The 21,094-nt window shown below is 69.0% G+C and carries 19 protein-coding genes and 1 pseudogene; 16 read left to right on the top strand and 4 right to left on the bottom strand.

Features of this window, described 5'->3' with window-relative positions; genetic code table 11:
- Positions 1–460 (top strand): IS5 family transposase (locus H504_RS0105480; protein ID WP_026421954.1); only part of this gene is annotated, 460 nt, incomplete at its 5' end.
- Positions 461–637: 177 nt separating this feature from the next.
- On the opposite strand, the gene H504_RS0105475 is transcribed toward H504_RS0105480, so the two are convergent.
- Entirely contained in the window at positions 638–2,086 is a 1,449-nt protein-coding gene (locus H504_RS0105475) for a GMC family oxidoreductase (protein ID WP_026421953.1), read from the bottom strand.
- 208 nt (positions 2,087–2,294) lie between these two features.
- Between H504_RS0105475 and H504_RS0105470 the strand changes: the two genes are divergently transcribed.
- Together H504_RS0105470 and H504_RS0105465 are read left to right on the top strand one after the other, a co-directional pair.
- Positions 2,295–2,648: a VOC family protein gene (locus H504_RS0105470; protein WP_026421952.1), complete on the top strand. Its 354-nt coding sequence runs from the start codon at positions 2,295–2,297 to the stop codon at positions 2,646–2,648.
- Between the two features lie 43 nt (positions 2,649–2,691).
- Complete coding sequence (locus tag H504_RS0105465) at positions 2,692–4,245, top strand: ABC-F family ATP-binding cassette domain-containing protein (RefSeq protein WP_035303325.1); 1,554 nt, start codon at positions 2,692–2,694, stop codon at positions 4,243–4,245.
- Between the two features lie 45 nt (positions 4,246–4,290).
- Here H504_RS0105465 and H504_RS0105460 read toward each other — a convergent pair whose 3' ends face one another.
- Positions 4,291–5,070 (bottom strand): molybdenum cofactor biosynthesis F family protein, encoded by a 780-nt coding sequence (locus H504_RS0105460; protein ID WP_026421950.1) that lies wholly within the window; start codon positions 5,068–5,070, stop codon positions 4,291–4,293.
- 143 nt (positions 5,071–5,213) lie between these two features.
- Between H504_RS0105460 and H504_RS0105455 the strand changes: the two genes are divergently transcribed.
- Together H504_RS0105455 and H504_RS40860 are read left to right on the top strand one after the other, a co-directional pair.
- The gene (locus H504_RS0105455; protein ID WP_026421949.1) at positions 5,214–5,912 is read left to right on the top strand and encodes an SDR family NAD(P)-dependent oxidoreductase; all 699 of its coding nucleotides are present in this window, start codon (positions 5,214–5,216) and stop codon (positions 5,910–5,912) included.
- A gap of 402 nt (positions 5,913–6,314) precedes the next feature.
- Positions 6,315–6,479 carry a hypothetical protein gene (locus H504_RS40860; RefSeq protein WP_157440229.1) on the top strand — a complete coding sequence of 55 codons (165 nt, stop codon included), beginning with the start codon at positions 6,315–6,317 and terminating at the stop codon, positions 6,477–6,479.
- 294 nt (positions 6,480–6,773) lie between these two features.
- On the opposite strand, the pseudogene H504_RS44165 reads toward H504_RS40860, so the two are convergent.
- Positions 6,774–6,947 (bottom strand): annotated as a pseudogene (locus H504_RS44165) (hypothetical protein); the annotation flags it as partial.
- On the opposite strand from H504_RS44165, the gene H504_RS40855 reads away from it, so the two are divergent.
- Positions 6,946–7,086: a hypothetical protein gene (locus H504_RS40855; protein WP_157440228.1), complete on the top strand. Its 141-nt coding sequence runs from the start codon at positions 6,946–6,948 to the stop codon at positions 7,084–7,086. The pseudogene H504_RS44165 and the gene H504_RS40855 overlap by 2 nt on opposite strands.
- Positions 7,087–7,809: 723 nt before the next feature.
- On the opposite strand, the gene H504_RS0105440 is transcribed toward H504_RS40855, so the two are convergent.
- On the bottom strand, positions 7,810–8,124 hold the full coding sequence (locus tag H504_RS0105440) for a hypothetical protein (protein ID WP_026421948.1): 315 nt from the start codon (positions 8,122–8,124) through the stop codon (positions 7,810–7,812).
- Between the two features lie 944 nt (positions 8,125–9,068).
- Between H504_RS0105440 and H504_RS0105435 the strand changes: the two genes are divergently transcribed.
- The 10 genes from H504_RS0105435 (at position 9,069) to H504_RS0105390 (ending at position 21,057) form a co-directional block, all read left to right on the top strand.
- Positions 9,069–11,165, top strand: coding sequence for a M4 family metallopeptidase (locus H504_RS0105435; RefSeq protein ID WP_026421947.1), 2,097 nt, complete (start codon positions 9,069–9,071; stop codon positions 11,163–11,165).
- 123 nt (positions 11,166–11,288) lie between these two features.
- Positions 11,289–11,708 carry a DUF4760 domain-containing protein gene (locus H504_RS0105430; RefSeq protein ID WP_026421946.1) on the top strand — a complete coding sequence of 140 codons (420 nt, stop codon included), beginning with the start codon at positions 11,289–11,291 and terminating at the stop codon, positions 11,706–11,708.
- Complete coding sequence (locus H504_RS0105425; protein WP_026421945.1) at positions 11,698–13,089, top strand: hypothetical protein; 1,392 nt, start codon at positions 11,698–11,700, stop codon at positions 13,087–13,089. Before H504_RS0105430 ends, H504_RS0105425 begins: the two co-directional genes overlap by 11 nt.
- Positions 13,082–14,935 (top strand): tetratricopeptide repeat protein, encoded by a 1,854-nt coding sequence (locus H504_RS0105420; protein ID WP_026421944.1) that lies wholly within the window; start codon positions 13,082–13,084, stop codon positions 14,933–14,935. The genes H504_RS0105425 and H504_RS0105420 overlap by 8 nt, the downstream gene beginning before the upstream one ends.
- 85 nt (positions 14,936–15,020) lie before the next feature.
- Positions 15,021–15,788: a MoaF C-terminal domain-containing protein gene (locus H504_RS0105415; protein ID WP_026421943.1), complete on the top strand. Its 768-nt coding sequence runs from the start codon at positions 15,021–15,023 to the stop codon at positions 15,786–15,788.
- A gap of 25 nt (positions 15,789–15,813) precedes the next feature.
- A complete protein-coding gene (locus H504_RS0105410; RefSeq protein ID WP_026421942.1) occupies positions 15,814–16,200 on the top strand; it encodes a nuclear transport factor 2 family protein in 387 nt (128 codons plus the stop codon).
- Positions 16,201–16,580: 380 nt separating this feature from the next.
- Positions 16,581–17,771: an ABC transporter substrate-binding protein gene (locus tag H504_RS0105405; RefSeq protein ID WP_026421941.1), complete on the top strand. Its 1,191-nt coding sequence runs from the start codon at positions 16,581–16,583 to the stop codon at positions 17,769–17,771.
- Between the two features lie 28 nt (positions 17,772–17,799).
- Positions 17,800–18,660: a branched-chain amino acid ABC transporter permease gene (locus H504_RS0105400; protein WP_026421940.1), complete on the top strand. Its 861-nt coding sequence runs from the start codon at positions 17,800–17,802 to the stop codon at positions 18,658–18,660.
- Positions 18,647–20,368, top strand: coding sequence for a branched-chain amino acid ABC transporter ATP-binding protein/permease (locus H504_RS0105395; protein WP_051385512.1), 1,722 nt, complete (start codon positions 18,647–18,649; stop codon positions 20,366–20,368). Before H504_RS0105400 ends, H504_RS0105395 begins: the two co-directional genes overlap by 14 nt.
- On the top strand, positions 20,365–21,057 hold the full coding sequence (locus H504_RS0105390) for an ABC transporter ATP-binding protein (RefSeq protein ID WP_026421938.1): 693 nt from the start codon (positions 20,365–20,367) through the stop codon (positions 21,055–21,057). Before H504_RS0105395 ends, H504_RS0105390 begins: the two co-directional genes overlap by 4 nt.
- The last annotated feature ends 37 nt before the right edge of the window (positions 21,058–21,094 follow it).

The raw sequence follows: 21,094 nt of genomic DNA, 5'->3' as shown, positions 1-21,094 counted from the left end.
ATCTCCGACCGGGCCGAACCCGGTCGACCGCGCCAAACCCGGTAGCAAGATCCACGTCCTGACCGACCGCGCCGGACTGCCACTGGTGGTCGGGGTGTCGGCGGCCAACCTCAACGACCACCACGCGCTGCGCACGCTTGTCCAGGCGGTGCCGCGGATCAGACAGCCGGGTGGTGGGCGGCGGTTCCGCCCCGACAAACTGCACGCCGACAAAGCCTACGACGTGCTCGCGCTGCGCAGGTGGCTGATCGAACGCGGCATCATGGTCCGCATCGCCCGCAAGGGCATCGACACCGGCCAACGCCTGGGACGACACCGCTGGGTCGTCGAACGGACCCTGGCCTGGCTGACCAACGGCTACCGCCGACTCGCCATCCGCTGGGAACGCCACGTCCGCAACTACCTCGCCTTCACCACCCTCGCCGCTACTCTCACGTGTTTCAAGAAACTCCCCACATGAGACATGCTCTTAGGCCACCGCCTCCCCCAAACAAAACAACTTCACCCCAGCGGGCGGTTGGTATCGGCGGGTTTCGAGGCGCGCGGGGCGGGGGTGGCGCCTTGTCGATGTGTGTGGTGGTTTGAGGTGCGCGGTGTGGGTTGATTGGGGTGCTTCCGCGCGCGTCGAGAGGGGTGGTTACCGGAGGAGGAAGGTGGCGGCTTGTTCGCCGATGAGGACGGCGGGGGCGTTGGTGTTTCCGGTGGGGACGGTGGGCATGATGGAGGCGTCCGCTACGCGGAGGGCGGTGAGGCCGTGGACGGTCAGGTCGGGGGTGACGACCGCGTCGTTGTCGGTTCCCATGCGGCAGGTGCCGACCTGGTGGTGGTAGGTGATGGCGGTGCGGCGGACGTAGTCCTCGATGTTGGTGGTGGGGGCGGGGTAGATCTCGCGGGCGCCCCATTCTTCGGCTAGGGCGGGGGCGGCGCCGAGGCGGCGGCATTGGTTGACGGAGGCGACGAGGCTGGCGAAGTCGTCGGGGTGTTCCAGGGCGGCGAGGTCGATGAGGGGGGCGTCGGTGGGGTTGGGGCCGGTGAGGCGGATGCTGCCCCGGCTGCGGGGGGTGATCATGCCTGCCATCAGGGTGAATCCCGTTGCGGGGCCGGTCATCCACGGTTCGTACATGGGGATGCTGAAGTGGATGGGCTGGGTGTCCGGGACGGGCAGGTCCGGGCGGCTGCGCCAGAACAGGTGGGTTTGGGTGACCGAACGGCCTGGCCGGGGCGGCTCGACCTCGCGCTTGTCGGTGGCGTAGATGACCGGGGACAGCAGGTGGTCGTGCAGGTTGGCGCCGACTCCGGGGATGTCCGCGACGACGTCGATGCCGAGGGCGCGGAGGTCGTCGGCGGGGCCGATGCCGCTGCGGAGGAGGATCAGCGGGGAGGCGATGGCGCCCGCGCAGAGGATGACCTGGTCGGCGTGGAGGTCGGTGCGGGTGCCGTCGATCTCGACCTGGACGCCGGTGGCGGTGGTTCCGGTGAACAGCAGGCGGTGGACCAGTGCTCCCGTGTGGACGGTGAATGCCGGGTTGTCCAGGATTGGTTCGCCGTAAGCGATCCAGGTGTTGACGCGGCGGCCGTCGCGGGCGGTGATGTGTTCGATCGAGATACCGTCGAGGGTGTCGCCGTTGTAGTTGGGGTTGAAGTCGATGCCGATCTGCGCTGCGGCGTCCAACATGGACTGTTGGATGGGGTGCAGCGGCTCGTTGCTGGTGATCGGCAGCAGGTCCTTCTCGATCCGCTCGTACACCGGTCGCACGTCGGACCAGGACCAGCCGGGCTGGGACCAGCCGTCGTAGTCGGCGGCGTGGCCGCGGACCCAGATCATGGCGTTGAGGGAGTGCGAACCGCCGAGGACCTTGCCGCGCGGGAGGTGCAGGCGGCGGCCCGCGGCGTGCGGCTGGGGAACGGTGTAGTGGTCCCAGTCCTCCGGGCCGTGCCAGAGCTCGCCCGCGCGGGACGGGTCGTGGATGGCGGGGTTCGTGTCGCGCCCGCCCGCCTCCAGCAGCGTGACCCGCGCGCCCGCGTCCACCAAGCGCCGAGCCACGACCGAGCCCGCGGAGCCTGCTCCGACCACGATGACGTCCATCCGCCCGCCCTTCCTGTGTGCGTTGCCACAGCTTGGCAATGACTCCACCCGGACGGCTCGACCCGGCGCGCATTCCTTCGCTGGCCGACAACGACAGTGCCGCCCCGAACAAGGTCGCCGTCACTCAACGTAACCGGTGCCCGTCGACCGGACAAACCGGCGACGGCTACCCGCCCGGCGGCCGCGCCGGTGGTGGCAGGATCACCGCATGGAACGCGTCCTCGGCATCGGCGGCTACTTCGTCCGCGCCGCGAACCCGGCCGCCCTCGCCGCCTGGTACCGCGACACCCTCGGCCTCGACACCGACGAGCACGGCATGTGGCGGCAGGACCCCGGCCCCACCGTCTTCGCCCCCTTCGACGCCGGGACCGACTACTTCCCGCCCGCCCAGCAAACCATGCTCAACTTCCGCGTCCGCGACCTCGACGCCATGCTCGCCCAACTCCGCGACAAGGGCGCCGAGGTGGCGGCCGAGGTCCAGGACATGGCAGGCGTGGGCCGCTTCGGTTGGGTGGTCGACCCCGAGGGCAACCGGATCGAGCTCTGGCAGGAGGCCGAATAACCGGTTGGTGCCTGGCCGGTTCTCTGCTTACCGTGTGTGTCCGATGAATATCACTTGTTCCCACGTCGAGTTCTCCTGGCCGGACGACACGCCCGTGTTCGACGGCGTGTCCTTCACCGTCGGCGCCGGTCGAACGGGGCTGGTGGGGGCCAATGGCGCCGGTAAGAGCACGCTCCTGAAGCTGATCGCGGGGGAGCTCTTACCGCTGTCGGGCAGCATCGCGGTCGACGGTGTCGTCGGCTACCTGCCGCAGACCCTGCCGCTGGGCGACGACCTCAGCGTCGCCGAGGTCTTGGGCGTCGCCGACGTGCTGGCCGCGTTGACCGCCGTCGAGTCCGGCGATGTCCGCGACGAGCACTTCACCACCATCGGCGTCGACTGGGACGTCGAGGAGCGCACCCGCGCCGAACTGAGCCGCCTCGGCCTGGGCGAGCTGGCGCTGGACCGCCGCATCGACACCCTCAGCGGCGGCCAGGTGGTCACGCTGGGTCTGGTCGGCCAACTGCTGCGCCGCCCGGACGTGCTGCTGCTCGACGAGCCGACCAACAACCTGGACGCCCAGGCGCGTGACCGGTTGTACGCCGTCCTCGCCGATTTCTCCGGCTGCCTGCTGGTCGTCAGCCACGACCGCGCCCTGCTCGACCGGGTCGACCGGATCGCCGAGGTCGACCGTGGCGGTATCCGGGTGTTCGGCGGCAACTTCACCGAGTACGACGCCGCAGTCCGTGCCGAGCGGGAGGTCGCGGAGCGCAACGTCCGGGAGGCCGAGCAGGAGGTCAAGCGGGAGAAACGGGAGATGCAGCAGGCCAGGGAGCGCGCGTCCCGCCGAGCCGGGAACGCCGCCAGGAACCTGGACAACGCCGGTCTGGCCCGCATTGTTGCCGGTGGCCTGAAGCGTCGCGCCGAGGTGTCGGCCGGTCGGGCGGACGGTGTGCACGGGGCACGGGTGAGCGACGCCCAGGCCCGTCTCGACGCCGCGGGCCGGGCCCTGCGCGACGACGACACGATCGTCCTCGACCTACCGGACACCACGGTTCCCGCAGGTCGGACCCTGTTCGACCAGACGCTCACGGCGCCGGGGGTGTTCGCCGACCTCCGGCTGGCCATCCGCGGTCCCGAGCGCGTCGCGCTGACCGGCCCCAACGGCGCTGGCAAGTCCACCCTGCTCCGGATGATCACGTCGTCGGTCCCGGCCGCGCACCTCTCCCAGCGCCTGGACAACCTCGACCCGACGTCGACCGTGGCGTCCAGTCTGGAGGCTGCCGCCCCGACCATGCCCCGCCCGGATCGGATGAACCTGCTGGCCCGGTTCCTCTTCCGCGGCGACCGCGCGTTCCTGCCCGTCTCGGCGCTCTCGGGCGGCGAACTGCTCCGAGCGACCTTGGCCTGCGTGTTGTTCGCCGAGCCCGCCCCGCACTTGCTGCTGCTGGACGAGCCCACGAACAACCTGGACCTGGTGAGCGTTGCGCAGTTGGAGTCCGCGTTGACCGCCTACCGGGGCGCTTTCGTCGTGGTCAGCCACGACGAGCACTTCCTGTCGGCCATCGGCATCACCCGGCGGCTGGTGCTGGCCGATGGGCAGTTGCGCGAGGTCTGATGTGGACTGTCCCAGGCGGGAACGCTCCACCTGGGACAGTCGGGATCAGAGTGCCGGGTCGTACTCCTCCGGGTGCACGGTGTTGCTGAGCAGCCGACCGTGCGCGCCGAAAGTGAAGTGGGTCGGGTTCTCGCCGGTCTCGTCCAGTCCGAAGAGGACACCGTGTGAGCGGAGGCGGTGGGTGTCCCGGTGGTCGGCGACGGTCACCGACGCGCACGGGATGACCTTCTCCCGCCAGGTGAACACGTACACGCCGGGGCGGAGTTGGTACACCGAGTTCTCGTCGGTGTCGGCCAGGCCCTTCTCCGGGCCGGACAGGCACTGCCAGGTGTACCAGTGCGGGCTGAGGTACACGTGCTCGTACGCGTGCTGCTCGCTGTACACCCACATCGCGCGGCGGCCGATCAGCGCGGTTGTCGCCGCCGGTGCCTCGCCGCTGACGTCCGCGCCCTGGATGGTGGCGGGGGTGAACACCTGCGTCACCCGGGGCACGCCGTCGTCGTTGATCGTGGTGGTGACCACCAGCGCCCGCCCGGCCCGCAGGTCCAGGAACAGCGACACCGACTCCAGCGGCCGCGCCTTCGGGTGGAACTGGGTGTAGTACAGGTCCTCGTCCACCAGGAACGTCTCACACTGGTCGACGCCGTGGTCCCACTCGACCCGGTTGCCGGTGAAGCTCGCCACCAGCACCGGCCCGTCCGCGCCTTCCAGCACGACCGACCGCCCGTGCAGGTCCCCCACCGTCGGCGCCTTGTTCTCGTCGAACCCGGGGGCCAACCCGTCCAGCGGCAGCCACGTCGAGGTGTCGGACATGGTCTCGGTCATCGGCGTTTCCCTTCTGCGCGTCCCGGCAGTCTTCGGTCTCCCCCCGCTCAGCGGAACCACCCCACCCGCCCCCGTGCCGGGGTGGACAAGGACGGTGCGCCGCAGACCAATCGCCGCCGGTACGAGACCCCCAGGATGACCCCATGGACCTGGCCCTGCACGGCAAGAAAGCCCTGATCACCGGCGCCGCCTCCGGCATCGGCGCCGCCTGCGCCCGCGCCTTGGAAGCCGAGGGCGTCAAGGTCGCCGTGCTCGACCGGGCCCCCACCGCCCGCTTCCAGGTCGACGTCACCGACGCCGACGCCCTCACGACCGCCGTGGGTTCAGCCGTCGACTGGCTCGGCGGCCTCGACATCGTGATCGGCTGCGCGGGCATCTCCGGCCCCGTCGGCACCCTCCTCGTGGACACCGCTCCCGCCGACATCGCCGCCGTGTTGGCGGTCAACGCCCTCGGCCCCCTCCTCCTCGCCCGCGCCGTCCACCCCCACCTGAGCCCGGACGCCGCCATCGTCTTCCTCGCCAGCGACTCCGCTTTCGTCTCCGTCCCCGGCATGACCCCCTACAGCGCCTCCAAGGGCGCCGTGGTGTCGCTGACCCGCGCCCTCGCTGTCGAGTTCGCCCCCATCCGCGTCAACTGCGTCTGCCCCTCCATCGTGGACACCCCCATGTCCCGCACCGACCTCGGCGACACCGCCCTGGACGAGGCCGACTTCCCCGTCCAGTCCGCCGCCGACGTCGCCGACCAGGTCCTCTTCCTGGCCTCCCCCCGCTCCCGCGCCACCTCCGGCCACGCCCTCCTCACCGACTTCGGCTACTCCACCCGCTCCAACTTCCCCGCCTAGGTCAGCCCCCGTCTTCGTGTTCCAGTGCGCCCACCCTATGTAGGTCTGCAATGTCATGGGGTGGGCGTGACCGAGGAGTCGCGACACTTTGCCAATGAGTGTGGCGTAGGTGTGTGCCGCTGCGGTCCGGTTACCTGATTCTCCCTGCCAGTGGGCCAAGTTCAGGCGGGTCGCGAGGGTGAGGGGGTTCTCGGGGCCGAGGAGGTTGAGTTGGTCGTCGAGGAGCTCGGTCAAGGTCTGGATGGCTCCGACTAGGTCTCCTGCCGCGCCTTGCCAGCGGGCGAGGCAGTGGCGGCTGATGAGAGTCAGGGGGTCGTCATGACCGAAGGTGCGGAGCCGCTTGTCGACCAGTTCGGCGCAGACTAGTGCGGCTGCAGTTGACTCTGCTTTCCCTTCCCTCGAGTGGGACAGATCGTTGTGGTCGTAGGGGGCGACGAGGTTGAATACTTCGCAGAGCAATCCGGCCATCCCATGGTCGAGATGTCCGGTCATTTCTCGCCAATGAGCCAGATGGTTGCGGCAGACTTGGCTGTAAGCGTGCTCGGTGCCGATACACTGGCTGGCTGAGGCGAGTAGGGTCTCGAAGTAGCTGAGTGCGGCGTGGGGCTGGCCAGATTCGCCCAGGCTGGACCCCATTCGGATTAACAACAGATAGGAATCGGGACGCCATAGGTGTGATATTGCATGCTCGGTTAGGGCTGCCGTATTGGCGCGCAATGTCCGAACGAAATCGGTATCCTGCTCAATGCTCGGCCAACTGTTCAATAGCGCGACGGAGGCTACGTTCGCTATGACACTCAGCCGTTCCTCGGACAGTTGCTCTCGTGTCGCCTGCTGGACCAAGGCGTGCACTCGCACCGTCGAGTGGTCCGCGTCGATCAGGCTGAACCGCCGCAGGCACCCCAGTGCCTCGGCGATGGTGTCCGCGTCTACCTTCTGACCACTCCCAGCAGACAGGTAGCCCTGCACGGGTTCTGCCTGAAGCACCTCCAGCGGGACCCCATTGGGATCAAGCAACGACAACACTGCCAGCATGGGCCGGGCCAACCCCTCCGGCTCCAGGTCGTCAGCGGCTTCGATCGAGAACAACCAGGTCTTCGACACCGGGTCGGGCGTGGTCGTCCACTTCTCGACATACCGCCGGCAGGTCATCCCCGGCACCATGGCGATGTAAGCCGACGCGTGGTTCAACGCGAGCGGCAGGTGCCCCAGCAGCGCAGCCAGTTCCGCCGCGCTCTCATCTGGCCCCAGGTAGTTGACCGACTGCGTCTCGGTGAATGTCCCTACGGCCACCAGTTGCCGTGTCGCCGCCCGGAGCGCGGGTTCGTAACGCCGGGTAGTGACCACCAGTCGTCCACGACTGCCCGTGTGCGGCCACAGTTCAGACAGATCCGCCGGATCGGCAAGGTCGTCGAACACCACCAACCAGGCCCGGTCTGTGGTGGCGCACCAGTTGAGGAACTGTTCGGCGCCGCGTTCCGCATCCGTCACCGGAGTCCCGGTGATCACGCCGCCCAGTTCGGCCAATCCGGCGATCAGGTTCGACCGGCTGGACGCGGCCACCCACCCCAGCAGATCAACCTTACCGGCCCGCCACAGTCGATCGGCGTACTCGGCGGCTGTCTGGGTTTTGCCTACGCCGCCGAGCCCGGACAACACGACACCGCCTGCGGTCAGTGTTTCCAGCTCGGGCACCGCGCGTGGTTGGAAGCCGTCCACCACGATCGGCACTGTTCGAGAGTGATACCGCATGCCGTACAGGATACCGAGTCGCGCGGACGGGCAGTGCGTCCTTCCTGTCGAGATCGCCGGGATCGGCGCAGGGGCGCTCGCCACCGCCACGGCCAGCGGCGCCACTCCTGTGACTTTCAGCAGCAACGTCTCCCGAGCTGTTCGGCTAGTCCACCTTGGACAGATCAACGGCAGACGCCCGTGCCCGTGCTGGGTGGCGACTCCCGCAGAGCCGAAGCCCCGTCAAGTCCAGGTTCCTCCCTGTCACGACGTCTGTGCTCACCCAATCGGCCACCGACTCACCGGCGGTCGGCGACGGCAGACCGGTGGCGTGGTCGCCGCTCATGACGAAGCGGCCCTCGTTGTCCTCAGCGCGGGCGTACGCGCAACGATCGGCGCTGAGGTGCTCGCCGAGAGGCCGGGTGGTGACGGTTGACCAGCACCCCGCGCAGCCGTCGGAGGCCAGCTCGATGTGCACCATGCCGCGTAGCCAGCGGATCTGCCCGTCGGCGGTGACTACGCGGAGGTTCGGCTCGCTGTCAAGTGACCTCGACCCGGGTCGTCAACGCTTGTTGGTTGTCGGGGTGCGCCGGCCGATCCCTGAAGCCGGGCCGTCGAGTCGGGCGGCTGAGCACCGGCTCGGCCTGCTCGGACGAAGGCGAGCCGCCCGGTGCGCGGGTCGGTGGCACAGATGACCAGCGGGAGACCCGCCGGCAGCCCGGTCCCCCGTTCACTCTCAAACCGTACTGAACCGATTCCCCCCGCCCCCTCCCCAGCTTGGCGGGTCACGGTCAATTGCCCACCAGGGGGCCGGTTGCCGTTATCCAACGCCGCTGAATGGGTGCGGGCCGGCGCCCGTCCCGATGCGGGCGTATTCCTAAATTGGTTGAGACCATTGCGCCTGCATTCCCGAACCGGAATGCTCGTACCGACCGGCGGGTTGGCGCGTTCGGCGACCGGGACTCGACGCCGATCACCGTGGGTAGTTGGCGAAACCACGAACGGCCCAGTTCGCACCGCTTGCGCCGATTGTCCCAGTGGGCGGCAGGTTGAACTCCACGTGATCGTTCCAGGTCCGGTCCGCTGGACGCCACAAAGCGGCTGTGGCACTTTTTCGCCACCACCCTCGCCTGCCCCGATTCCCGGGCCAATGGGAGGAAACGGACTTCCTGCCCGTTCTTTCTGCGGCAAGTTGCCCGAATTGACGTGTTAACACTTGTCTTGTGTGAATATCTAGAAGTACCCCGTTAAGTGCGGCGGAGTTAACGTCTGTTCGCCGCCAACGACAACGGTCGAACTCGGGGAAGCCGCGAGGGACCACCGCAGAACCGAGTCCAACCGGTCGCGGGCGTTGTGGCACACCCTGCGCATTTCCCTGCATTTTCCGCTCGCGGCGACCGCGAGGCGGGAAAGGAGCCATACCCCATGAAGCCCAGTCATCGTCTGCTCGCCGTCGGCGGGGCGATGGTGTCCGGTCTGGTGGTGATCGGCAGCGCCGTCGCGGCGACGTCGACCCCGCAGGCCGCCGCCGCCCAGAACGAGGCGCTCGCCCAGCAGAACGCCGTGCACGCGGTCGCCGCCCTGGTCGACAGCCGCCCCGCGGCCCTGCACGCCTCCGCGGACGACACGTTCGTGCAGCGCCAGGTCTACTCGACCCCGAACACGCAGTACGTGTCCTACGACCGCACCTACAAGGGCCTGCCGGTCATCGGTGGTGACTTCGTCGTCGCCACGAACAACGCGGGCGCGGTGCAGTACACCTCGGTCGCCCAGGAGCAGACCATCTCGGGTGTCGCCACCACCGCCAAGGTGACCAAGGCGCAGGCCGAGGCGACCGCGGGCAAGCAGCTCAAGGCGGTGAAGTCGACCGAGGCCAGCCGCCTCGTCGTCGTCTCGCTGGGCACGCCGCGGCTGGCCTGGGAGTCCACCGTTGACGGGGTCAGCACCGACAACGAGATCAGCAGGCTCAGCGTGTACGTCGACGCGCTCGACGGCAAGGTGCTGCGCACCCAGGAGCACGTGGCGAAGGGCTCGGGCAACTCGGCCTACAGCGGCCCGGTGACCATCGACACCTCGCACTCGGGTTCCACCTACACGATGACCGACCCGAGCATCACCAACCTGTCCTGCCAGGACCTGAGCACCGGCCAGGTGTTCAGCAAGTCCTCGGACTCCTGGGGCAACGGGAACGCCACCAGCAAGGAAACCGGCTGCGTCGACGCCCTGTTCACCGCGCAGACCGAGAAGAAGATGCTGCAGCAGTGGCTGGGCCGCAACGGCATGGACGGCAACGGCGGCGCGTGGCCGATCAAGGTCGGCCTGAACGACGAGAACGCCTTCTACGACGGCACCCAGGTGCAGGTCGGCCACAACACCGCGAACGGCTGGATCGGCTCGCTCGACGTCGTCGGCCACGAGATGGGCCACGGCATCGACGACCACACCCCGGGCGGCATCTCGCAGTCCGGTACCCAGGAGTTCGTCGCGGACACCTTCGGTGCCTCCACCGAGGCCTTCGCGAACGAGTCCTCGCAGTACGACCCGCCGGACTACCTGGTCGGCGAAGAGGTCAACCTGGTCGGCTCCGGCCCGATCCGCAACATGTACAACCCGTCGGCGATCAGCAACAACCCGAACTGCTATTCCAGCAGCGTCCCCAGCGGTGAGGTGCACGCCTCCGCGGGCCCCGGCAACCACTGGTTCTACCTGCTCGCCGAGGGCACCAACCCGACCGACGGCCAGCCGACCAGCACCACCTGCAACAGCAGCAGCGTGACCGGCCTGGGCATCCAGACCGCAATCAAGATCATGTACAACGCGATGCTGCTGAAGACCTCGGCCAGCTCCTACCTCAAGTACCGGGTCTGGACGCTGCAGGCGGCCAAGAACCTGTACCCGAACAGCTGCACCGAGTTCAACACCGTCAAGGCCGCGTGGACCGCGGTGAGCGTCCCGGCGCAGTCGGGTGAGCCCACCTGCACCGGTGGTGGCACCACCACCACGACCACGCCGACCACCACCACCTCGCCGACCGGCCCGACCACGACCACCACGGTTCCCCCGGGTGGCTGCTCCGGCCAGAAGATCACCAACGGCGGTTTCGAGTCCAACGCCACCGGCTGGACCCAGACCTCCGGCGTCATCGGCCAGTACGCCTCCCAGGGCGAGGCCGCGCACGGCGGCACCTACCTGGCGTGGCTCAACGGCTACGGCGCCACCCACACGGACTCGCTGGCCCAGTCGGTCACGATCCCGTCGGGCTGCCGCGCCACGCTGACCTACTACCTGCACATCGACACGGCGGAGACCGGTAGCACCGTCTACGACAAGCTCACCGTCACCGCGGGTTCGGCGACCGTCGCCTCGTACTCCAACGCCAACGCGGCCACGGGCTACACCCAGCGCACGGTCGACCTGTCCAGCTACGCCGGGCAGACCGTCAGCCTGAAGTTCACCGGTGTCGAGGACGCCTCGCTGCAGACGTCCTTCGTGCTCGACGACATCGCGCTCAACCTGAGCTGAGTCGGATGGTTCGACCGGGGCGGGCACTCCTGAACGGGGAGTGCCCGCCCTGTTTCGTGCCCGCTGAAACGCGTGACCGGGCAAAGCCGATCATGTGAACACATCGGCTGCGAAGGGCGGACCGTGACCGGCGCGACTGTGGTGTCCCTGCTCTCGCCACTGATCGCCGTCGTCCTGGCGCTGTGGGGGTTCCGCCGCACCTCCAAGGCCGACCGCCTCAAGGCGTTCTTCGAGCTGCAGGAGCGCTACCTGGCCCCGGAGATCCGCGATGGCCGCAGACTGGTCCACGAGCTCGACGGCGAACCGGACCCGGACACCGCCGCCAAGATCAGCCACATGCTCGCCGTGCTGAACTCGATCGCCATCGCCGTCGAAGGTGGTTACGTGGACGGCAAGCTGGTCGCCCAGTCCATGGCCCGCTCGTACTCCTCGGCCGTCCACGCCGCCAAGCCGTACATCGACCACCTGGAATCGGTCCGCGGCTACCGCCCGTTCCCCTTCGCCGAACGCCTGGCAGGCGAGTTGACCCGCCATGTCGGCTGAGTCGCTGCGCCTGGGCGTCGTGCAGCTCGACGGAATCCCGTGGGCCCGCACCGGCGACTGGCTGTGGCGCCCGGCCGAGCCGCTGCTGACCGGCACGCACCCGGGCGCGCTGCCGAACTCCTCCGCCGGTTACCTCTTCGCCGAGCGGGCCAACGACGTCTACCAGGAGTTGCAGGAGATCTGCGCCCAGGCGGCGGGCAAGCTGGTCGGCGAGGTGCTGGCGTTCCTGACCGAGCACGAGGTCGACCTGGCCGTCTTCCCCGAGTACCTGGTGCCGCTGTCCTACCTTCCCGACTTGATCACCTATGCCCGCGGCCGAGCCGTGGTCGCCGGACTCGGCCTGGTCCGCAACGAGGACGAGGCGGCGGTTGTCGCGAGCTTGACCGGCTGCACCGAAGACCTCGTCGACCGCAACATCGCCGTACTCGTCCACGACGGCGCGGTGACCGTGGTGACCAAAGGGCGCATCGCGGACGACGAACACGCCACCTCTGGTTCCGGACCGGCGCTGGTGGAGCTGACGCTGCGCGGTAGAACCGTCACCGTAGGTGTGGCCGTGTGCAAGGACTTCCTCGGCTCAGAGGACCACTTACGCGACAGTGGCGCAGAGATCGTGTGTGTACCGGCGCTGACAGGCACAACGGCGCCGTTCATCCCTGACGCTCCACGCGACTACGTGCGGCTGCTGGCGAACATCGCCCAGTACGGCGGCAGCCAGGTCATCGCGCCCATGCAGCCGGGCCCCCTCAACGACCGGGACGGCACCTGGCCGCTACCAGCGGGCCGCCAGGGTGTGACTGTTGTCGACTACCGGGACTACCCCACCAGACCGACCCCCATCGCGGCCACCCCGACCAACAAGCTGCTGCTGCGCGCGGAGATCATCGAGCGGACCGACGGCAACGAGCTCACCCTGGCCGCCATCGAGGAACTCGCCAAACCCTTCAGCGGCACCACCCGCGAACACGCCGCGTTCGTCCGCGAACGGCACCAGCGGATGGACCAGACCGGCCCGGCGGCGGAGGCGGTCCGCAGCGGCCGGACCGGCTTGGCGCAGGGCTTCACCATGACCCCGGATCACCGGTCGCTCGCGTTCACCCACCTGCCGGTCGCGGCGGACAGCGGCCCGGCGGGGGTCCGCAAGGCCCAGGTCCGCCGGATCATGGAAGAACTGCCGCCGCTGATCGTGGACGTCCCCGACATCGGCCGCGCGATCGACGTCTACCGCGCGCTGGCGGCCGACTACCAGTTGGTCCTCGCCACCCACACCGCCCGCATCACCGTGAACCAGGGCATCAACCTGCTCAACGCCAACACCGTCGACGGCATCCGCACCGAGCCCACCACCCCACCGTTCCGCCGGGGAGCGCGCCATGACTGAACCCGGCATCGAGCGCCGCTACGACCAGGCGATGTCCGCCGTCGAGCGCTACGAGGACGGCGGCGACCCGGCTGTGTTGGACGAGGCGGCGGCTCTCGCCCACGAGGCCGTCGCCCTCGCCGAGGGCACCGAGTTCCAGTGCGGCCTGTACGCCAGCCTCGCCTACATCCACCTGACCCGGTACTTCGCCCTGAGCGACCCCACCGACCTCGACGCCGCCATGGACGGCTACCGCCGCGCCCTCGACCTCAGCGAAGAGGCGGACCGCGGCCCCATCCTGCTCAACCTCGGCGTCGTCCACCGCGCCCACTACGACCTCACCGGCGACCTCGACAGCCTCGACCTGGCCATCTCCGCCTTCCGCGCGTCCGCTGAGGGCGGGCGGGCGGTGGTCCGCCTCTCCAACCTCGGCGCCGCCCTGTTCACCCGCTTCGAACACCTCGGTGACAACACCGACCTCGCCGAGGCCGAACGCGTCCTCAGCCACGCCGTCGCCGAAACCGAGCCCCGCACCCGCGACGGCGACACCGCCCGGTCCAACCTGGTCGACGTCCTCGCCGCCCTCGCCGTCGCCTTCGACGACGAGTCCAGGCTCGCCGAGGCGTTCGACCTGGCGGACGAGGTCTACCGTTCCCGCCGCGACCAACTCGGCCCCCGCCACCAGGACACCCTCGCCAGTCGCGCGGTCCTGATCGCCCTCTTGGCCCGCTCCGGCAACGCCGCCGCCGCCGAGGGCGCCTACCGCGCACTGGTGGTGGACACCATGGCGGTGTTCGGCCCCGACCACCCCGTGACCCTGGCGTGCAGGCACAACCTGGCTACCGTCATGGTCGGCGCAGACCACCCGGCCGACGCGGTGACGGTGCTGGAGCAGTTGGTCAGCGACCTGACGAGGGTGCTCGGTTCGCACCACCCGGACACCCTGACCACCCGGTTCACCCTGGCCACCACCTATCTCGCCCTTGATCGGTTGGAGCAGACCGAGACCACGGCGTACGAACTGCTCACCGACCAACTCACCGTCCTGGGCGAGGACCACGAGGCGATCGGGTTGACCCGGGAGTTGCTCGCCACGGCGGAGCGCCGCGCCACCTCATCGAATCCCGTCGCCGCCGAACTCGTCGTCGAGGTCCTCCAGCACGCGCGGACCACCGAGCACCGCAGGCTCGAACTACGTGACCTGCTGCGCGACCTGCTGCTCCGCACCCTCAAACAGGCCGGGGTCAACACCGGGGTGCGCAGCGACGGGGACAGACTGGAGTCGAACACCGCCATCGGCGACGTGGCGGTGTTGGTCAACGTCGTGCCACGGCTGTTGGCCAGGGCGCTGTGGGAGCTGAACCTGGACCGGCCCGGGTACGACTGGCTCCGGCTCAGCCTGGCCGTGGACACCAGGCCGATCTCGGCCCCGGTCAGCCGCGGGGTCCGGGAGGAGGCTTCCCTCCTGGGGACCGTGGTGGTGTTGGTGTCGGACACGGCCTACCAGGCCGCCACCGAGCCCGAGTTGTTCAAGCCCGCGGGTTCCTGGTGGATCCGGTCGGTGGGCTACCGGGACGAGCGCACCACCGGCCGCCCGGTCAGCTCGGAGACCCTGGCCAGGCTGGTGGACGCCGTCCTCGGTCTGAACGCCCTGCGTGATCCCGCGACCCGCGAGACCTTGGCGAGCGAGTTCCACGCGGCGGTCGACTCCGGCCGGGTCCGCGACCACGCTGTCGCCCTGGTGGACCGCTGTCTGCGCACCGGTTCCCTGCCCGCCCTGGTCGACCGCCTGCGGGAACTGGAGGGACCCTCCCCCGCCATGCGGGAGCTCGACGGGGTCCTGCTCCGCGAGCTACCCGCGAGTTGACGCCGAGCGACCAGCTTTTGCCCGCCAGTGCTCGGACGGGCGACTCCACTTCTCGTAACCCCGGTCACCCTCGCACGATGAGGTCATGTCGACTCCTGCCGAGGACGAGTGGCGCACCTACGACGAGTTCGCCGACGGTATCGCCACCTACCGCCTGCCCAGCGCGGACCTGACCGGCCGTCAGGTCGTCATCACGCTCGATGACGGCCCCGTCCTCGACCTGCGGTTCGAGGACGCGAAGACGGTCACCTGCAACGGCGTCCAAGATCCGTACGACGCGGTGGCGGTGCGCGAGGACGTCCTCTTCGTGAACCTGCCGCTGACCAGCGTCGAGGGTGAGGCGCTCACCATCGTCTTCTCGACCACCTCGCACCGGGCGCTCGCCGTGCTGTCGGTGATCGGGCAGGAGGACGTCGAGGGGCAGCCGCGGGTGCGGCAGCAGTTCTGGGCGGGGACGACCGACGGCGGCGAGGCGACCGGTGAGGTGCCCGGCCCGTCGCGCGACCTGATCGGCAGGCGGAACCTCTACCGGTACAGCCCGAACCACCTCTACGAGCACGTCTACGTGTCCTCGCAGCGGTACGCGTGGCAGTGCCTGCAGGGCGTGCAGCGCGGGCACGGCGACATGGACCTGTCCACGGTCTGGAAGTTCGCCGACGGCCTGTACCTGTTCTGCTTCCGCGAGTTCCGCATCGCGGTGGCCAGCGCGTGGCTGCACGACCTGGGCACCTCGTTGCGCACGACCGGCATCTTCCTCGGCCTCAACGGCGACGGCGTGTCGGAGCACTCGACCGCGGGCGGGCACGTCTACCCGCTCGGCTCGGTGCAGTACCCAGACGTTCAACCGGTGTAGCACAACCAGCAGAAGGAGACCGATTTTGTCTACTGTGGACGTCGTCGCCGCGCACTACGCGGCCAGCGACCGCGGTGACCTGGACGGCATGCTCGCCCCGATCACCGCGACCACCACCTGGACCGAGGCCGCCGGGTTCCCGTACGCGGGCACCTACACCGGGCCGGACGAGGTGCGCGCCAACGTGTTCGCGGCCATCGGTCGGGACTGGGACGGCTACACGTTCACCCTCGCCGAGCTGGTCGACGGCGGCCAGACCGTCGTCGGCCTCGGCGAGTACGCGGCCACGAACAAGGTGTCCGGCCGGTCGTTCACCGCCCGCGTCGCGCACGTCTGGCGGTTCGACGGCGACACCGTGGCCAGCTTCGAGCAGATCGTCGACTCCGCGCCGGTCGTGGCCGCGATCGACTAGTCCGGAAATCGTTGTCGCCCAACAAAGGGCGACAGGAGGCCGCTCGCCGTGGCACCCCGGGGTGCTTCGGTGGGCGGCCTTTGCCGTTGGCGAGATGCGCGATTTCCGCTGCCCGCCAAGGAAATCCGTGGAACGTGTTCAAAAACCTACCCTCGCTGTTATCCGACCGATATGATCGGATCGCCCGGTGAGCAGCCCACCGCCCTGGTAACGGCCCGTCCCAGTGACGCAGGTCGCACCCTGTGCGGGGCGAGACAACACGCGTGCCCGCAAAGTCAAGGCTGGTCGGCACAGCCGCTCGTAGGGTCCCTTCCACCTCGAAGATCCCGTGCACTGCGAGCGAAAGCGACCGCAGCCGAAGAAACAGGACAGGGACCGCTATGAGAAAGATCATGCGATGCGTGGCGGTGGCCGCCGCGGTCACCCTCGTCGCCGCCGGGTGTGCCAACGGCAGTGACAGCAGCAGCGGCGGCGGGAGCGGCCCGATCGTGGTCGGCTCGGTGAACGCGCTCAGCGGCGCGGCGACCTTCCCGGAGGCCTCGGCCGCCGCCAAGGCGGTCTTCGACGCCGCCAACGCCTCCGGCGGGGTCAACGGTCGGCAGATCCAGTACAAGGCGCTCGACGACAAGGGCGACCCGGCCGCCGCCGCTGCCGCCGCCCGCGAGGTCGTCGGCGCGGACAACGCCGTCGCCCTGGTCGGCTCGTCCAGCCTGATCGAGTGCGAGATCAACTCGAAGTACTACGAGCAGCAGAAGATCCTGTCCATCCAGGGTGTCGGCGTGGACCCGTCCTGCTTCAACAGCCCCAACATCTCGCCCGCCAACGTCGGTCCGTTCCACGACATGACGCTGACCCTGCTCTACGGCTCCGAGGTCCTCAAGCTCGACAAGATCTGCGCGCTGCTGGAGATCGCGGGCAACACGCTGCCCTCGTACCAGGCCGCGATCGACGAGTGGTCCAAGATCACCGGCAAGAAGCTGGCGTACATGGACGCCACGGTTCCCTACGGCGGCTCCGACTACACCTCGTACATCGTCAAGGCCCGTTCCGCCGGTTGTAAGGCCATCACGGTGAACCCGGTCGAGCCGGACTCCATCGGTCAGCTCAAGGCCGCCACCGCGCAGGGCTGGAACGACGTCACCTGGCTGCTGCTGACCAGTGTCTACAGCGAGAACTACGCCAAGGCGATCAGCAACGCGGGCGCCGGTGTCTACGTCCCGGCCGAGTTCTACCCGTTCACCGACGCCGCCTCCGCGCAGACCAAGGAGTGGCGCGACCTGATGACCAAGAACAACATCCCGCTGACCTCGTTCAGCCAGGGCGGTTACCTCGCGGCGAAGTACTTCCTGCAGGTCATCAAGGGCATCAAGGGTGACATCAACCGCGAGTCGGTCACCAAGGCGCTGCACGACATGCAGCCGATCTCCGACCCGATGGTGGGTACCTCGTACACCTTCGGCACCGGCCAGACGCACCACGACAACACCGCCGGTTGGCCGATCAAGCTGATGAGCGGCACCAACAAGTGGGAGCTCGCGGCCACCGACTGGCTGCGCATCCCGAAGAACTAGGTTCCTACGCTCGGCAGGGAGTTTCTCGATGCTGCAAGGAGCATTGGCGGGTCTCGCCGCAGGCGGGCTGTACGCGGTCTTGGCCGTGTGCCTGACCCTGATGTCGCGGTTGGTGCGAGTGGTGAACTTCAGCCAGTCGGCGACCGGGATGTTCGGCTGCTACGTGGCGGTTTGGCTGTCAATCCACATCGGACTTCCGACGTGGGCGGCGGCGGTGGTGGGCATCGTGCTCGGTTCGGCGCTGAGCGCGCTGCTCGGGTGGATCATCTCCACCTGGCTGGCGGAGGCCGACATCGGCACCCGCTCGGCGGTCACCGTCGCCGTGCTCCTGTTGCTGATCTCGCTGTCGTTCATCCTGTTCGGCAACAAGCCGCAACCGTTCCACCCGCTGCTGCCGGGGCCCGCGTTCTCGGTCAACGGCGTGGTGGTCAGCCAGGTCACCGTGGTGACGGTGGTGTTGTCGGTGCTGATCGCCCTCGGCTGCCGGGCGCTGCTCACCAAGACCTCGTTCGGCCTGGAGCTGCGGGCGCTCTCCGAGCGCCCGACCACCGCGGAGCTGATGGGCATCCCGGCCAAGCCGCTCGCGGTCGCGGTCTGGGCGGCGACCGGGCTGCTGTCCACTTTGGTCATCACGATCGTGGCGCCGTCGCAGTCCAACGACGCGACGTCGCTGTCGATGCTGGTGGTGCCCGCCTCGGCGGCCGCGCTGCTCGGCGGGTTCCGCAGGCTGGACCTGGCCGTGGTCGGCGGTCTCGTGCTGGGCATGGCCCAGGGCGCGGTCGCCCAGGTGGACAGCCTCTCGGTGGTCCGCTACTTCCTGCCGTTCCTCGTCATCGTCGGGCTCTTGCTGTGGTCGCAGCGCAAGGAGGTGTGGGATGTCGCGCGCTGAAACCGGTCCGCTGATCCGGTTCGGTGGCCCGCTGGTCGTCGCGGTCGCGGCGATCGCGGTGGGCTACTCGCTCAGCGTCGGGCTCGACGGGTACTTCGTGTACCTCGGGATGAGCGCGATCGTCGCCGGGATCGCGCTGCTCGGCCTCGGGGTGGTGACCGGCTCGGCGGGCATGATCTCGTTGTGCCAGCTCACCTTCGCCGCGGTCGGCGCCTGGGTGGTCTCCGGGTTGAACAAGGCCGGGGCGCCGGGCGGGTTCGTGGTGTGGCTGATCTGCGGCGGTATCGCGGCGGGTCTGGTCGGCATCCTGGTCGGCCTGCCCGCGCTCCGGTTGCGCGGCATCAACTTGGCCGTCGTGACACTGGGTCTGGCCGCTGCCGCGGACCTCACCCTGGTCCAGATCCAGTTCCCGGGCACGGTGGACGGCATCTCGGTCGAGCGCCCGGACGCGTTCTCCGACGACCGCAACTACTTCTGGCTCGGCACCATCGTGCTGACCGTGTGCTGCCTGTTGGTGCACTTCCTGCGCCGCACCCGGTGGGGGAGTGGTTGGCAGGCGGTCGCTTTCTCCGAGCGCGGCACGGCGGCGGCGGGCGCGAGCGTGCGCACGTCGAAGCTCACCGCGTTCGCGGTCAGCGCGGCACTCGGCGGTGTGGCCGGTGGTCTGCTGACCGGTCAGGTCGGGCTGGCGTTCCCGGCCAGCTTCTCGTCGATGCAGTCGCTGGCGCTGTACGTGCTCGCGGTCATGTCCGGCGTGCACATGATCGACATGGCCGTGTTCGGCGCGGTCCTCTGGGTCGCGGTCCCGGAGCTGCTCAAGCGCTGGGGGGTGCCGCAGGACTGGGGTTTCGTGATTTTCGGCCTGCTCGGCACACACGCCCTCACCACCGGCGGCAACCTCGGTACCGCCGTCCGGGAGATCTGGCGCCGCCGGTCCAAGGGCGCGGCCGGTGTCGAACTGGCCGCGCCACCCGCCGATCTGGAGGTCTTGCCCCCGGGCGCGCCGGTGCTGACGGTCAGCGGGTTGAGCGTGAGTTTCGGCGAGGTCAAAGCGTTGTCCAATGTGGACATCGCGGTGCCGTCCAACGGTGTGCTCGGTGTGATCGGCCCGAACGGCGCGGGCAAGTCGACCCTGGTCGACATCATCAGCGGCTTCCTCCCGCAGGCGACCGGCGTGGTCGAGCTGGACGGTCAGTCGCTCAACGGGAAGTCGCCGACCAAGCGGGCCCGCGCAGGCCTGCGTCGGACCTTCCAGCAGGACCGCGTTCCGGCGGGCCTGACCGTGGGCAGCTACGTCCGCTTCGTCGCCCGCCGCCGCCTGGGCGCCGACGAGATCGCCGAGGCGCTGGAGTTCTTCGGCTGTCCCCCGGCGCGTACGCCCTTGCGCCGGGTCGACGTCGGTGCCCGCCGCCTGGTCGAGGTCGTCGGCCACCTGCTGGCCAAGCCCAAGGTGTTGCTGCTCGACGAGCCCGCCGCCGGTCTCCCGCACGAGGAGCACGTCGCCCTGGGGCTGCGCCTGCGCCAGGTCCCGGCCCGCTTCGGCGTGTCGGTGCTGCTCATCGAGCACGACCTGGACCTGGTCCGGTCGGTGTGCGACACGATCACCGTGCTCGACTTCGGCCAGGTGCTGGCCAGCGGCCCGCAGGCCGAGGTACTGGCCAACCCGGAGGTCCTCAAGGCGTACATGGGCGAAACGGAGCTGCTGTGAGCGCGTTGCAGGTCAAGGACGTCACCGTCACCCGTGGCGCGGGCGCCGTCATCCGCGATGTGGCCTTCTCGTTGGAACCGGGTCGCATCACCGCTTTGGTCGGCCCCAACGGCGCGGGCAAGACATCGTTGCTGGAAGCCATCTCCGGCGTGATCCCGGCCGCGTCCGGGTCTGTCCACATCGGAGACACGGAGGTCACCAAGCACTCCAGGGTGGCGCGCGCGAAGCTGGGCCTGGCCCACATCGAGCAGGGGCGCGCGGTGTTCCCCGGCCTGACGGTCATGGAGAACCTGAAGCTGACCGCGCGCACGTGGCCCCGGGTGGAGGAAGTCCTCGCGCTGTTCCCGGAGCTCGACAAGCGCCGCAACTCGCCGACGGCGTTGCTCAGCGGCGGTGAGCAGCAGATGGTGGTGCTGGCGCGGGCTTTCGCCGCCCGCCCCAAGTTCCTGCTGATCGACGAGATGTCCCTGGGCTTGGCGCCGGTCGTGTTCACCCGGTTGCTGCCGATGGTCACCCGCTTCGCCGAAGAGGGCGCCGCGATCCTGCTGGTCGAGCAGTTCACCCACCTGGCCCTGGGGGTATCGCAGGACGCCATCGTCGTGTCGTCGGGCAAGGTGACCTACCAGGGTTCCGCCCAGGACCTGCTGAACTCCCCGGAAACCCTCCACTCGGCTTATCTGGGGGAGTAACCAGTGCCGCCGGCCGACGATGTCACAGGGGACGTCG

The organism is Actinokineospora inagensis DSM 44258, from assembly GCF_000482865.1.
Classification (GTDB): Bacteria; Actinomycetota; Actinomycetes; order Mycobacteriales; family Pseudonocardiaceae; genus Actinokineospora; species Actinokineospora inagensis.
This window is presented reverse-complemented; position numbering and strand designations above follow the sequence as displayed.

What these genes read in the sequence shown, in the direction of transcription:
- H504_RS0105415 (WP_026421943.1), top strand. Translation starts at nt 15,021, where the DNA reads ATGTCGACTCCTGCCGAGGACGAGTGGCGCACCTACGACGAGTTCGCC.
- H504_RS0105420 (WP_026421944.1), top strand. Translation starts at nt 13,082, where the DNA reads ATGACTGAACCCGGCATCGAGCGCCGCTACGACCAGGCGATGTCCGCC.
- H504_RS0105475 (WP_026421953.1), bottom strand. Translation starts at nt 2,086, where the DNA reads ATGGACGTCATCGTGGTCGGAGCAGGCTCCGCGGGCTCGGTCGTGGCT.
- H504_RS0105405 (WP_026421941.1), top strand. Translation starts at nt 16,581, where the DNA reads ATGAGAAAGATCATGCGATGCGTGGCGGTGGCCGCCGCGGTCACCCTC.
- H504_RS0105425 (WP_026421945.1), top strand. Translation starts at nt 11,698, where the DNA reads ATGTCGGCTGAGTCGCTGCGCCTGGGCGTCGTGCAGCTCGACGGAATC.
- H504_RS0105435 (WP_026421947.1), top strand. Translation starts at nt 9,069, where the DNA reads ATGAAGCCCAGTCATCGTCTGCTCGCCGTCGGCGGGGCGATGGTGTCC.
- H504_RS0105440 (WP_026421948.1), bottom strand. Translation starts at nt 8,124, where the DNA reads ATGGTGCACATCGAGCTGGCCTCCGACGGCTGCGCGGGGTGCTGGTCA.
- H504_RS0105460 (WP_026421950.1), bottom strand. Translation starts at nt 5,070, where the DNA reads ATGACCGAGACCATGTCCGACACCTCGACGTGGCTGCCGCTGGACGGG.
- H504_RS0105465 (WP_035303325.1), top strand. Translation starts at nt 2,692, where the DNA reads ATGAATATCACTTGTTCCCACGTCGAGTTCTCCTGGCCGGACGACACG.
- H504_RS0105470 (WP_026421952.1), top strand. Translation starts at nt 2,295, where the DNA reads ATGGAACGCGTCCTCGGCATCGGCGGCTACTTCGTCCGCGCCGCGAAC.
- H504_RS40855 (WP_157440228.1), top strand. Translation starts at nt 6,946, where the DNA reads ATGGGCCGGGCCAACCCCTCCGGCTCCAGGTCGTCAGCGGCTTCGATC.
- H504_RS0105395 (WP_051385512.1), top strand. Translation starts at nt 18,647, where the DNA reads ATGTCGCGCGCTGAAACCGGTCCGCTGATCCGGTTCGGTGGCCCGCTG.
- H504_RS0105455 (WP_026421949.1), top strand. Translation starts at nt 5,214, where the DNA reads ATGGACCTGGCCCTGCACGGCAAGAAAGCCCTGATCACCGGCGCCGCC.
- H504_RS0105400 (WP_026421940.1), top strand. Translation starts at nt 17,800, where the DNA reads ATGCTGCAAGGAGCATTGGCGGGTCTCGCCGCAGGCGGGCTGTACGCG.